The organism is Enterovibrio makurazakiensis (assembly GCF_050336585.1).
In the GTDB taxonomy this organism is placed as follows: domain Bacteria; phylum Pseudomonadota; class Gammaproteobacteria; order Enterobacterales; family Vibrionaceae; genus Enterovibrio; species Enterovibrio gelatinilyticus.
This window is the reverse complement of sequence record NZ_JAKJSE010000009.1, coordinates 18,879-31,832: the sequence shown is the minus strand read 5'-3', so window position 1 is coordinate 31,832 and position 12,954 is coordinate 18,879. Positions and strand designations below refer to the sequence as shown.

The window sequence follows — 12,954 nt, the reverse complement described above, 5'->3', positions numbered from 1 at the left end:
TCAGTCTAACGCTTGCGAATGGCTGAAACAAATAACCGACGCTTTGGCACCAGTAAAATAAGTGGTTAAACAAAAAAGTGGCCAAAAGGCCACTTGATATGATTGTTACGGCAGAATGCTACCAATGATATGAATTCAAATGATAGCGCCTTCAGTGATCACCAGAACATCCACGCAAAGATGGCGAGTACGGTGATAGCGACAATATTGAGGTAAATACCAGCACGCATCATTTCAGATTGCTTGATGTGGCCTGATGCAAACACAATCGCATTTGGTGGTGTCGCGACAGGGAGCATAAATGCACACGATGCAGCGACTGCTATCAATGCCGAAAGGATCACGGGGGAAACACCGAGTGCTTCAGCAACAGTGGCAAACACTGGAACAAGCAGGGCTGCGCTGGCAGTGTTACTTGCAAACTCTGTTAGAAATACGACAAAGGCAACCACAGCAAGCAGAGTAAAGAACATCCCTGCAGAAGAGAGGAAGCTGCTCAAACCCTCAGCCAAGAAAACACTGGTCCCTGTTGCTTTTAAGACATTGCTGAGACATAGACCGCCGCCAAATAACAATAGTACGCCCCAGTCTGCTGTTTTTTCGATTTCCTTCCATTTAACCACACGAGAAGCCCCGAGAAGGATGATGGCTGAAATAGCGACCAATGAATCGAACTTACTCAAGCCTCCTAGCATTTGATTGATAGGTTTACTAAATATCCAACAGAACACGGTAAGTGCAAAAATTGCAATGGTAATGCGACGTTCATTGGTCCATTCAACGGGCTTGTGGTCCAGCTCAAAGGTGTGGCTTAAGTTTGGTTTAGTCAGTAAATACAGCACAGCAATGGTGATCGGCAATAGTGTCACTGTGATGGGTAAACCTAGCTTCATCCACTCGACGAAGCTCAAGTTAACTTCTGCGGCTGCAATCGCATTTGGCGGACTACCTACAATCGTTGCGATGCCACCGATACTTGCGCAATAAGCGATACCAAGTAGTACAAACACATAGGTTCCACGTTCAGATTTAGCATTCACCTTGCCCAGTACGCCAAGTACCAAAGGAAGCATCATGGCGGTTGTTGCCGTGTTTGAAATCCACATGGAGAGGCCTGCGGTGACGCCGAATAACATCATTACCGCCACGCTCATTCGGCCCTTAGCTAGAAGCAGCACTCTATCTGCAATGGCTTGGTCAAGCTTTTGAGTATGAAGTGCCGCGGCGAGTGCGAAGCCGCCCAAAAACAAAAAGATAATTGGGTTTGAGAAATTGGCGAGCGCGGCGGGTGTATTAAACACGCCTAAGCCTACAGCTAATACGGGAACAAGAAGGGCGGTAATACTGACGTGTAGAGCTTCTGTCAGCCAAAGTATGGCGACAAAAACGAGTAAGCTTAACCCTATAACAACATCTTTCTCGTACGGGAGAACGTTCATTAATATGGCAAACAGTGCCACGTCGGCTAAGAGAATTAGGCTATTTTTGTTAAATAGCCAATGTTTGAAAGCAAGGGTTAATGCTGTCATATCGACTTCCTCTAATTATATGTAGGGTTTTTCTATTGAAATCGAAAGCATTATTGCGTTAGTTAATGGAGTTGTAGAGAGCGCAAAGCCACGTTATGAACAAGATGTAGCGCGGATGTTTAAAACTGCGATGGCGTGATTTCTTAATGGGTGGTTTTCTACCCATAGGGTTGGGGGATGTAACTCAATGTGAGGAAATGGCAGGGATGAATTTCGTTTAGCACGGCATAGAGCCGGATGTTTAGTGCCTGTTGTTTGTTGTATAGCTATCGTTGAACACGAAGGGATCAGTTAGGCGTGTTTACACTCTCATCGGCATGTTGAGGAATAGAGAGCGAATCTGTTTTGATGGTCTCTTTTGGGCCCAAAAACTTGGGTTGTTCGTTTAGGACATAGATATCTAGTATCGCCTTAACACGAGCAAGAACTTCACGAGTACGAATTTTAAGGCCTGCAAGTCCTTTTGGGCTGGGAACAGCAAGGCAAATAGCGTCGATATCGTAGAAATCGGCGATAAACAGTGCACGCTCGCAGTGAAAAGCTTGGGTGACGAGCGTGAACTCATCGGCGTCGAATACTTTCTTGGCTCTTACGATGGAATCGAGTGTGCGAAACCCTGCGTAATCAAGAAAGATGCGATCATCGGGAATCCCTGCTCTGAGCATATCCCGCTTCATCGTCCACGGCTCGTTATATGAGCGATGCGCGTTATCGCCGCTGAGGAGTAACACATCAACTTTGTCGTTCATGTATAGCTGTTGCGCGGCTTCAATACGGTACGTGTAATAAGGGTTTAGTGTTTTGCCGATGTATTTACTGGTGCCCAATACGAGACCTATGTTGCGTGAAGGGGTCGCCTCAATAGAGTCATAAATTCGATCCCTTGCCTGAAAAGACACCCAGAGATCCATCGCCACAATACTCAGTAGCGAAGCAGTAATAATGATTGAGACAAAAATTGACGCTTTACGAAATGACATCACAATTTGAAAGGCACTAAAACCAGTGAGGAACCAGAAGGTTAAACTAAAATTTGGAAAATGACAAAAATAACCTCCGCATAATTAAGATCTGCGGAGGTTATTTGTAATGACTCAATCCATGAAGTATTAGAACGAGGTACGTTTGTACTGACGGTACTTAGGTTGCCAGAAAATAGCGTCAATACGCTCTTGCAATGCTTCGTCTGTTAACTCAAGGGCGACGCCTTGTTCAATAGCCTTCTTTGCAACAGCAAGCGCAATATGACGAGATACGGTTTGAATTTCCTCGAGAGGCGGAAGCAAAGGCCCGCGACCAAATTTCGCTAAAGGAGAGCACTCTGCCAATGCACGGCTTGATTCCATCAGCATTTCATCCGTGACACGTTTTGCTTCTGTCGCCAATACGCCTAGCCCAATACCTGGGAAGATGTAGCTGTTATTGCACTGGGCGATGGTGAAGGTTTTACCTCCGTCCAATACCACTGGCTCGAACGGGCTGCCCGTTGCCACAAGTGCTTCACCATTTGTCCAACGAAGAATATCAAAAGGTGTCGCTTCAACGCGGCTCGTTGGATTAGACAGTGGGAATACAATCGGACGATCACAATGCTCATGCATTGTTTTGATCACTTCTTCACTGAATAAGCCCGGCGCGCCAGATACTCCGATAAGTACAGTGGGCTTGGCGTTTTTCACGACATCAACCAATGAGATGTTCTGGTCAGCCAGCTCCCAGTTTTTAATGGCAGATGATTTCTGAACCAGGCGCTGTTGGAAATCCAACAAATTAGGCATGGCGTCAATCAACAAGCCCCAGCGATCGACCATGAACACGCGTTGGCGAGCTTCTTTGTCACTAATACCTTCAGAGACCATTTGCGCAATGATTGCTTCGGCAATGCCGCAACCTGCTGAGCCCGCGCCAAGAAAGGTAATACGTTGCTCAGAGAGTTTGGTGCCAGCCGCTTTACATGCAGCAATTAATGAGCCAACAGTAACGGCAGCCGTACCCTGTATGTCATCGTTAAAGCAACAAACACGGTCTTTGTAGCGCTCAAGAATCGGCATGGCATTCTTTTGAGCAAAATCTTCAAACTGAATAAGTGCATCAGGCCAGCGGTGTTGAACTGCTTGGATGAACTCTTCAATGAAGTCATCGTACTCTTGCCCAGTGATGCGCGTGTGTCGCCAACCCATATACATAGGATCAGAAAGGCGTTGTGGGTTGTTGGTACCGACATCAAGTACGATAGGTAGGGTATAAGCTGGACTGATACCACCACATGCGGTGTACAGTGCTAACTTACCGATAGGAATCCCCATACCGCCAATGCCCTGATCACCCAGACCGAGAATTCGCTCACCGTCAGTGACAACGATAACTTTGACGTTCTGACGAGAAGCATTGTTAAGCATGTCGTCAATACGGAAGCGATTAGGGTATGAAATAAACAGGCCACGACCACGACGGTAGATCTCAGAGAAATTCTCACAAGCCGCACCGACTGTTGGCGTGTAGATAATTGGCATCACTTCGCTGATATGGTTATTCACCAGACGGTAGAACAGGGTTTCGTTGGTATCTTGGATATTTCTTAAGTAAATGTGCTTATCCATGTCATTTTCAAAACGCAGATACTGTTTATAAGCACGTTCAGCTTGTTCTTCGATAGATTCGATAGCTTCTGGCAGAAGCCCCTCTAGGTTGAAGAACATGCGCTCTTCAACAGAGAATGCGCTGCCCTTGTTGAGGAGCGGTGTTTCAAGCAACGCTGGACCAGCGTATGGAATGTAGAGAGGGCGCTTTTGATTATGCATGGAGGAGACAACTCAACTCTTTCAGAATGATATTTTAATAGTAAGTATAACCAAGCACCTTGAATACGCAGGATTCGACAATATAAGGCTAGTTGGCTATGTGAGTAATTTGGACGTTGGAATAATTATCCAGAACGTCAATAGTAGAGGGATAGAGCCTATTGGTTCAAGTGCATTGTCAATAAACGCGTCTGCTGTTCACATAAACAGTGAGCTAGACCAAAGGCATTGGGTGGGAAACGACACATAACAGAGAAAACTTATCCTGAAGGTGCATACCTTCTTTTCTGAGGTACACTAGCAGCATTCCCATTCACACGCCTTCGTATTGAATTCATGAGCAAATCTAACCCAATTCAGATGACTCCCTCTAAAGTCATTCATCTTCCTATTGATTCGATTAAATCCGAGGTTGAAAGCGTACTAGCGCATCGCAACGTGATAATCCAATCGGACACTGGCACAGGAAAATCGACACGTTTACCTGTGTGGGCATCTAAATTAGGTAGGGTGCTCGTGATTGAACCGCGTCGTGTCGCGTGCACATCTCTCGCCGGGTTTGTGGCGGAAACCTTAAGCGGTGAAAAGGGCAAATCAGCGGCGGACCGAATTGGGCAACAAGTGGGTTATGCCATTAAGTTTGATTATCGATTCAGCGAAGATACCCAAATAGTATTCGCCACGCCTGGTGTGGTTTTACGTTGGTTTAGTGAAGACAAACTGGCGACGTTTGACGTGATAATGATTGATGAATTTCATGAACGCCGCGCAGAAACCGATTTACTCGCGGCCTTGTTAGTCAAACACAATGCGCATCGATTGATTATTACTTCCGCGACGTTGGAAAGCGAAAAACTCAGTTACTACTTTAATGCGGATTTGATAAAAGCAGATGTAAGTAGTTACGGTGTCACTATATCGCATCACGCGAATGACAGCCAATTGATGCCTTCAGGCAAGCAGCTTGAATTGCGGGTAAAGCCAATTGTCGAACTGGCACTGGCGCGTGGTGGCGATATATTGGTCTTTCTACCGGGAAAAAAAGAAATCAACGTATGTGCGTCGGCATTAAAAGGGCTGGAAGAAGAGTTTGGGGCTGATGTTATTCCTCTTCATGCATCTGTCACGGACGGTGACCGCAAACGAGCACTGCACTCAGCGAGCCATCAACGCATTGTGCTAGCGACTAACGTCGCTGAAACTTCTTTGACGATTCCGGGTATCGTGACGGTAATAGATACAGGGATGGAGCGACGAACGCACCAGCGCAATGGTCGTACCGCGCTCGCGCTACATGCGATATCAAAAGCCAGTGCGAAACAGCGAGCAGGGCGAGCAGGCCGGATAAGCGCTGGTTATTGTGAAAGGTTGTATGGCGAGCACGCGCCGTTGGAGGCTTTTACGCCACCGGAACTTGAGCGTGAAGATTTGATTGAAACCATGCTTGCGTCGGCATGTTGCGGATTCACATTAGATGAATTGTCTTTTCTTTCTGCGCTGCCTGACAAGTCATTGAATTCAGCTTATAACCGACTCATCACAATGGGGGCCATTGAAGACAGTGGTTCTGTGACTGAGCATGGCAAGTTGCTTTATCCATTGCCTATAGATTCATTGTTTGCCCACCTAATCTCCGGTATGACAAGTAAAACCAACAAAGAAGCCATGTGTGATCTCGTGGCGATACTTCAAACACCAATGTCTGTATGGAAAAGAAAAGCGGGTGATTTGGCGCTAGATAACGTGAAAGCTTGGAATCAAACGCTGTGTGACGCTGTCACATCTATCGCAGTGCTTCGTGGTGAGCAGCCAGAAGAAATTGATGTTGATCTGCTTGGGCTGGATGAAGCGAGGCGTTTGGCGGTGTCGTTGCGTGAGGCGTTTGAACTCCCACAATGGGAGGCTGCTAGCCGTTTCCAGCGAGAATCGTTTTTACGTAATGTCATAGACATTGCTCCAGAGTTGGCCTTTGTTAGAAGAGAAAAACGTCAACAGGCATTTGGCAATGGGATCAGTGAAGTTGTATTGAGTAGAGACAGTGATTTCGCACCAGAATATCAAGCGGCGATAGTGTTTGATCAATTCCACCTAGCGGGAAGAGGCGCTAAACAGACCACGTCATACGCGACCTGTATGTCTCCATTGCCTTATTCTTGGCTCGCGGATGCCAACATCGGGGATATAGAGGTTGCTGCACAGGTTGAGCGCAATGGTGAAGTGTTTGATGTTCGCCATCAAGTGTATGCAGGGAGAGTCATTGCCCAGTTTGAGCATCAAGCTGAAGGGGCGAGTTTGCTTAGGGCGATAGTAAATCAGATTCTTGATGGCGCTTTAATGGAAGGCGTTGGTGAAACGAGTCGCACCCAAATAGCTTACTGGAATTTATATCAACAATTGATCGCGGAAAAACCATTAGCTCCCGTTGATGTTGCTGAATGGCTAGAGGACAAACTGTCAGAGTTAGGGGTTGAAACTGCCGAAGACATGGAACTCATTGGTGATGATGACCTTCATTTCGATGGCATCCCTTCATGGGAGTTCGATGACTTTGTCCAAACCTATCCGTTACGGGTTGTATTGCCTGAACTGACGTTAAGCGCAGAATACTTTAGGTTTAAGCGCACCGTTGTTGTTCACCATGTTTCTGGAAACCGAAAAGACGGGCCTAAACGTTGGGAGCTTCCTTCATGGAATGGGTGGCGCGTGCAGTATAAAAAAGCGAGCCGAGTGGTAGATGTGAAATAAAAAAGCCACTTACCCAAAGGGAAGTGGCTTTGTATATACATAGCTAATACGTTTATGCGTGTAACTAAGTCAAGGAAGTCATAGTCAAGGCAGTCTTAGTCACGTAATTCTTAGTCACGGAAGTTATCAAACTGGAATGGCTGAAGATCAGATTCACGTGCCAACTGCATAACAGCTTGTAGATCATCACGTTTTTTTCCTGTGATGCGCACTTGTTCGCCTTGAATTTGCGCTTGCACTTTGATCTTGGCGTCTTTGATCATTTTCACCAGTTTCTTTGCAACCAACGCTTCAATGCCGTTTTTGAAGTGAACTTCTTGCGACCAAGTTTTACCGGTATGAACGACGTCTTTTGGTTCCATTGATCTGGCGTCTACGCCACGCTTTGCCAAATTACCACGAAGAATGTCGATCATTTGGGTGACTTGGAAGTCTGAATCAGCAGACACTTTCACGACTTCTTTGTTTAGTTCGAAGCTGGCTTCAACACCACGAAAATCAAAACGAGTAGCGAGTTCTCGCTTTGAGTTATCTACGGCGTTTCTTAGTTCAACGTTGTCAATTTCCGACACGATATCAAAAGAAGGCATAGTGTATTCCTGATGTTTATCTAATTAATAATATGAGTAACGATGCTAACGCTTTCTATGCGTTAGCTGTTACGTTTTTCTACAGCATCTGACAACATTTGTAGCATTGTCGTCGTATCGTTCCAGCTTAAACATGGGTCAGTAATAGACTGACCATAAGTTAAGCTATCAATTTTGTCTTTATCGACGGCTTGATTACCTTCTTCGATAAAGCTTTCCGCCATGATACCTGCAACAAAGGTATCGCCATCAGTGATCTGCTGGCAAATATCGGCTGCCACATCAATTTGGCGTTTATGCTGTTTCTCGCAGTTAGCATGGCTGAAGTCAACCACTAGGCGTGGCGTTAATTCAAAGGCACTAAGATCCTCAGCAGCTTTTGCAACATGTTCACGTTGATAGTTAGGCTGATGTCCGCCTCGCAGAATAACATGCCCATAAGGGTTGCCACTGGTGCGATAAATCGTCATGACACCTTGTTTGTCTGGCGAGCAGAAAAGGTGTGACGTTTGGCTCGAGCGAATGGCATCAATTGCGATTTTCGTGTTGCCGTCGGTGCCGTTTTTAAAACCAACTGGGCAAGAAAGTGCAGACGCCATTTCACGGTGGATTTGTGATTCCGTCGTACGCGCACCAATGGCGCCCCATGACACCAAATCGGCAATGTATTGACCTGTGATCATGTCGAGAAACTCGGTGGCGGTTGGCATACCAAGTTCGTTCACATCCAACAAGAATTTACGCGCTTTGAAGAGGCCTTCGCGAAGGTGGCAACTTCCATCAAGGTGAGGGTCATTGATCATGCCTTTCCAGCCAACGACGGTGCGTGGTTTTTCAAAGTAGGTGCGCATGATGATATGCAGCGTGTCGCGGTGGGTATCAGCGAATGCTTTTAAGCGTTTTGCGTAATCCAGCCCTGCTTCTGGGTCATGAATAGAGCAAGGGCCTACCACGACAAGCAGGCGGTTATCACGTCCAGCTAAAATGTCTTCAGCTTGCTGACGTGCTTGAGCGATATGGTTTGCAACATGATCAGAAAGTGGAGACGCAGCTTCCACTTCTGCTGGCGTTGGCAATGTGTCAACAGGTTGCGTTCTTAGTTCGTCGGTTTTAATCGGCATGGACACTGCCTTCCTTTACTTCAGCGTTGTTGCAAAGGCAGTAAGATACCAAAAATTCGGACTCAGAGAAGCAACGAGTTTATCTTTCAGCGATTTATTCTAGGTATTGGTGGGTATTTGTACTATTTTTGCTGCAATTTTACACGGCTCGCGCCGTAATAATCGTTGATAAGTAAAACTATGAACAAATTGATTTTTTCGCTTGTAACGCATTACTACTCTGGGTATGTTTTGAAGTAGATGGACGAAAATCAGGCGCTTGCGAAAAAGTCGCCAACAGTTCAACAGCTATTTGTGCCGTTTAGGCATGTTGATTTTTACAAGGCAGTATTGGTGCGCTATGTCTCAGATGGATTTGAATTATTCTACCGTTCTTAAAATTCCCGCTCAGCTTGATAACCCTGATCAGACCATAGGGCTCGTGGCATTGGGGCAGCTATATAATAATGTTGTTGGTGTTCACCCTGCATCGCTCGAAGATAAAAAACAGGCCATTGAATCGTTGGTGGAATTGCTTGAACAAGCCTACAAACGTGCGCCAGAACAACCCTTCCGTGTGATGTTAAATGAGCAGAGCGCGTTTTCTTTACGTGACCTTGAGCATGGAAACGTTGAACCGAGTGAAGCTAATCCTGCGATGGGGTTGCGAGGTGTCTCTCGTTTTGCCAGTAAAGTCGGGAAGCCGGGGTTTGTACTTGAATGTGACGTGCTGAAATCGGCGATTTATGACAAAAAACTTCCCATTGAGATCGTGGTACCATTTGTTCGTACGTCTAGCGAAGCCGCAACCATTATTGATTTACTCGCGGAACAAGGCCTTTGCCGCGGTGCAAATGGGTTAAAGGTATTACTTGCATGCCAACTGCCATCGAATGCGGTACTTGCTGAACCTTTGCTCGCTTACTTTGATGGCATCGTCATAGACGTGGACAATCTTGCAGCGTTCACTCTCGGTGTGGATTTTTATGATAATGCACTGCCATACGGGTTCAACAAGAACAATGAAGCGGTGCGCAGTTTGATTTTGGATACCATCAGAAAAACCCAATTGGCGGAAAAGCCTGTCCAAGTATTAGTTCAGCAAGCAGATAGTGCCATTGTTGAACTGGCCGAAGCTGCCAACGTGTCTGTTGTATATCAGTAAATACGAAGACCAGAACATTAGCTAAACGCCACGTCTAACGTGGCGTCTTAGTTTCATTCGTCGCTCAACGCATTGCCGCCATTTATGTTTGCCGTAACCTTTCTTGCTTTCTGCTTTCTGCTTTCTGCTTTCTGCTTCCTTGTTCTCGTTCGCATAAGTGCATTGGGTTTTCTCTACACGTAAAGCAATCAGGCGTCGTTTTCTTTTTGCTAGTGGTGAAAACAAGGAGAAACGTGCAATAAAAAACCAATCAAGTGTGGGTTTTTAAATTACTACAACCGTCAAAGCGATAAATCTCGTATACTGCGCGGTAGTTAAAATAGATGAGCAAAACCTCAATGATTAAAATTGGTCAGTTGAACACTCTTACTGTGGTCAAAGAAGTAGATTTCGGCGTATTCGTCGATGGTGGTGAGGACTATGGCAATATCTTACTGCCTAAGCGATATGTCCCGAAAGGCACGCGACTGGGCGATGAGATTGAGGTGTTCATCTATTTTGATTCACAAGATGAAATTATCGCCACCACAGAAAAGCCATTGGCGAGTGTTGGCCAGTTTGCAAAGCTTAATTGCATTAGCACGACACCGGTTGGCGCGTTTTTGAACTGGGGCCTACCAAAAGATTTGTTGGTGCCGTTCAGTGAACAACGCATGAAGATGCAAGAAAACCATTCGTACCTTGTTTACTTATACATGGATAATGCGTCTGGTCGAATTGTTGGCACGACTAAGTTCAACAAGTTTCTTGATAAAACCCCTGCGAGATACAAAGTGGGTGAGCAAGTGCATGTTACTGTCGTCGAGCAGACTGACTTGGGTTACAAATGTGCTATCAACGATGCTCACTCAGGTCTGATTTTCAAAACCGAAGCGTTCGGAAAGATCTTCGTCGGTAAATCACTGAAAGCGTTTGTTAAGCAGATTCGTGAAGATGGCAAAATTGACTTGTCGCTTCAAAAGCTTGGCAAAGGAAAGGTTGATGACTTGGCTGACAAAGTGATTCGTAGCTTGGAGCTGAAAGATGGCTTCTTACCAGTTACCGATAAGAGCAGCCCAACCGAAATTTTCGAAATTTTCCGCACCAGCAAGGCGACCTTCAAGAAAACCATCGGTAGTCTGTACAAAGAGCGTCGAATTCGTATCGAAAAAGACGGCATTTACCTTATCAAGTAAACCCGCACGACATGTATAGAAGAGAAGCTGCTTTGGCAGCTTTTTTTGTACCTGTACGTCATATATTGGGGTTCATAACGATGGAAACGGGTAGGAAGAGACATCAAGTTCTCTACGGAGGAGCAAGCTGCTTGCAAATTAAGGACAAAAAAAGAGCTCGGAACGATTCCTGTTCCGAGCTTAGGGGAATGGCTCGTTAGAGCCTTGCGCTAACTGGTTTAAATGGAGATTAATAACCTTTTAAAAGTTAGTCGCTGCAAGGCACAAAGGTTGTAGCATCATTAAGACTTTTAGCATCACTTAAGCAATGAATAAATTGACGTCTCTAACTAGCTCTCTAGGAAGGCCATTTTTGATCCGATTGCCTACCCATTTACCGATGCCGATAGGTTGATTTCGGTAACACACAATCACTTCACCTTTCCCCGATAGGTTCTCAGGACGAATATCTCTCCCCATGTACCACTCTTTAGCATCTTGTGCCGATAGGTTCACACATAGCGGTTCCGAACCATCCGCGAGCGCCATAATGGTTTCGTGCTGCCAGCGGTATCCGTTTTTGTGAGACTCTGCGAGCTTAAGGCCAATACGGTCGAATTTAATTTCCGGCAGGATTGATTCTACGGCGGCTGGGAATATCCATACTTCTTTTTCGCGCAACCAAACGTTTGATGATTGAGGAATCTCAATACCTAACGTCGCTTTAAGTGACGCTTCAACCGATTCTGCATCGGCTGGTTTGGCTTTTTGGAATGGGAATTTGCGCGGGCGTTTTTTGATCATTTCGCTGCCGACGTTCTGTGTTTTACGAAGGCGAGCGACAAAGAAACCTTCGCTGTCGAAGATTTGCGGGAACACATGAAGAAAGCCTTCTTCTGTACATGCAGCGTCTGCGCCGTTGAACAGTGTACTGAGTGATTCAAACTCGACGGCATCACCAAAAGTTTGCTTTAAGAAATGGCAAACATCTTGGTTTTCTTCGTGACTCAATGTGCAGGTTGAATACACCAAGGTTCCGCCTGCTTTCAACGCATGAAACGCACTGACGATTAAGTCTTTTTGCGTATTAGCGATGTCATTAACCGCTTCTAGGCTCCAATTCGCGAATGCGTCGGCATCTTTACGAATGGTTCCTTCGCCAGAACAAGGTGCATCAAGCAATATGGCATCGAATGTTTCTGGTAGCCATTCACCAAATACACGGCCGTCATATTTTGTTAAGGCAACATTGTGTACGCCGCAACGAAGCAAGTTGGCGTGCAGTACTTTTACGCGACTGGCAGAGTATTCATTAGCAACCAGTAAGCCCGAATTCCCCACAGCAGCGGCGATTTGGGTAGTTTTGGAGCCAGGAGCGGCCGCCATGTCGAGTAGTCGTTCCCACTCACCTTGGTTGTTCTCCATCAGCGCCGTTACCGGCAGCATGGAACTCGCTTCTTGAATATAGAAAAGTCCCGCCATGTGCTCGGCGGTATTGCCTAGTGGTACGGCTTCGTTTTCATCTTCATCGATCCAGAAACCCGTCTCACACCAAGGTACGGGTGTTAGCGTCCAGCCTTTCTCTGCCGCTCTGACCTTAAAATCTTCAACTGACGTTTTAAGTGTATTAACGCGAATACTTCGACGCAGTGGGCGCTGACAGGCGGCCACAAAATCTGTCATGGAAAGATGGGAAGGCAGGATTTGCTCTATTTGCGCTAAGAACAATGCTGGCATGTCGATATTTGGATGCACCTGAACGGTCTCTCTATGGGGTTTCTGAACGGGGGAGTGTAAAAGGAAAGTGATTGAGAAACCAGATGGAAGCGTTTGTCAGCTGATAAAAAGGCGCGAAACCTGTAGGATTCGC

9 protein-coding genes are annotated in these 12,954 nt (G+C 46.0%); 3 read left to right on the top strand and 6 right to left on the bottom strand.

Annotated features, from left to right (window positions below; all coding sequences use genetic code 11):
* Window positions 1–158: 158 nt before the first annotated feature.
* From L4D06_RS07400 to L4D06_RS07390, 3 genes are all read right to left on the bottom strand, one after another.
* A complete protein-coding gene (locus L4D06_RS07400; protein ID WP_429738537.1) occupies window positions 159–1,529 on the bottom strand; it encodes an SLC13 family permease in 1,371 nt (456 codons plus the stop codon).
* Between the two features lie 287 nt (window positions 1,530–1,816).
* Window positions 1,817–2,509 carry a SanA/YdcF family protein gene (locus L4D06_RS07395; protein ID WP_429738536.1) on the bottom strand — a complete coding sequence of 231 codons (693 nt, stop codon included), beginning with the start codon at window positions 2,507–2,509 and terminating at the stop codon, window positions 1,817–1,819.
* Window positions 2,510–2,638: 129 nt separating this feature from the next.
* Complete coding sequence (locus L4D06_RS07390; protein ID WP_429738534.1) at window positions 2,639–4,330, bottom strand: NAD-dependent malic enzyme; 1,692 nt, start codon at window positions 4,328–4,330, stop codon at window positions 2,639–2,641.
* A 360-nt stretch (window positions 4,331–4,690) separates the two neighbouring features.
* On the opposite strand from L4D06_RS07390, the gene L4D06_RS07385 reads away from it, so the two are divergent.
* Window positions 4,691–7,075: a helicase-related protein gene (locus L4D06_RS07385; RefSeq protein ID WP_429738716.1), complete on the top strand. Its 2,385-nt coding sequence runs from the start codon at window positions 4,691–4,693 to the stop codon at window positions 7,073–7,075.
* Window positions 7,076–7,185: 110 nt separating this feature from the next.
* Here the strand turns inward: L4D06_RS07385 and L4D06_RS07380 are convergent, their stop codons facing one another.
* Together L4D06_RS07380 and L4D06_RS07375 are read right to left on the bottom strand one after the other, a co-directional pair.
* Window positions 7,186–7,665, bottom strand: a complete 480-nt coding sequence (locus tag L4D06_RS07380; RefSeq protein WP_274162624.1) for a YajQ family cyclic di-GMP-binding protein — start codon at window positions 7,663–7,665, stop codon at window positions 7,186–7,188.
* A 62-nt stretch (window positions 7,666–7,727) separates the two neighbouring features.
* Window positions 7,728–8,786: a 3-deoxy-7-phosphoheptulonate synthase gene (locus tag L4D06_RS07375; protein WP_274162623.1), complete on the bottom strand. Its 1,059-nt coding sequence runs from the start codon at window positions 8,784–8,786 to the stop codon at window positions 7,728–7,730.
* A gap of 340 nt (window positions 8,787–9,126) precedes the next feature.
* Between L4D06_RS07375 and L4D06_RS07370 the strand changes: the two genes are divergently transcribed.
* Both L4D06_RS07370 and L4D06_RS07365 read left to right on the top strand, forming a co-directional pair.
* Window positions 9,127–9,930 (top strand): putative PEP-binding protein, encoded by an 804-nt coding sequence (locus L4D06_RS07370; RefSeq protein ID WP_274162622.1) that lies wholly within the window; start codon window positions 9,127–9,129, stop codon window positions 9,928–9,930.
* A 338-nt stretch (window positions 9,931–10,268) separates the two neighbouring features.
* Entirely contained in the window at window positions 10,269–11,105 is an 837-nt protein-coding gene (locus L4D06_RS07365; RefSeq protein WP_274162621.1) for a CvfB family protein, read from the top strand.
* Between the two features lie 300 nt (window positions 11,106–11,405).
* Here L4D06_RS07365 and rsmF read toward each other — a convergent pair whose 3' ends face one another.
* Window positions 11,406–12,839 (bottom strand): 16S rRNA (cytosine(1407)-C(5))-methyltransferase RsmF, encoded by a 1,434-nt coding sequence (rsmF, locus tag L4D06_RS07360; protein ID WP_274162620.1) that lies wholly within the window; start codon window positions 12,837–12,839, stop codon window positions 11,406–11,408.
* Between the last annotated feature and the right edge of the window lie 115 nt (window positions 12,840–12,954).

Excerpts from the sequence above, each read along its gene's own strand:
- L4D06_RS07365 (WP_274162621.1), top strand. The coding sequence starts at position 10,269 with ATGATTAAAATTGGTCAGTTGAACACTCTTACTGTGGTCAAAGAAGTA.
- L4D06_RS07390 (WP_429738534.1), bottom strand. The coding sequence starts at position 4,330 with ATGCATAATCAAAAGCGCCCTCTCTACATTCCATACGCTGGTCCAGCG.
- L4D06_RS07380 (WP_274162624.1), bottom strand. The coding sequence starts at position 7,665 with ATGCCTTCTTTTGATATCGTGTCGGAAATTGACAACGTTGAACTAAGA.
- L4D06_RS07370 (WP_274162622.1), top strand. The coding sequence starts at position 9,127 with ATGTCTCAGATGGATTTGAATTATTCTACCGTTCTTAAAATTCCCGCT.
- L4D06_RS07400 (WP_429738537.1), bottom strand. The coding sequence starts at position 1,529 with ATGACAGCATTAACCCTTGCTTTCAAACATTGGCTATTTAACAAAAAT.
- L4D06_RS07395 (WP_429738536.1), bottom strand. The coding sequence starts at position 2,509 with ATGTCATTTCGTAAAGCGTCAATTTTTGTCTCAATCATTATTACTGCT.
- L4D06_RS07385 (WP_429738716.1), top strand. The coding sequence starts at position 4,691 with ATGACTCCCTCTAAAGTCATTCATCTTCCTATTGATTCGATTAAATCC.
- L4D06_RS07375 (WP_274162623.1), bottom strand. The coding sequence starts at position 8,786 with ATGCCGATTAAAACCGACGAACTAAGAACGCAACCTGTTGACACATTG.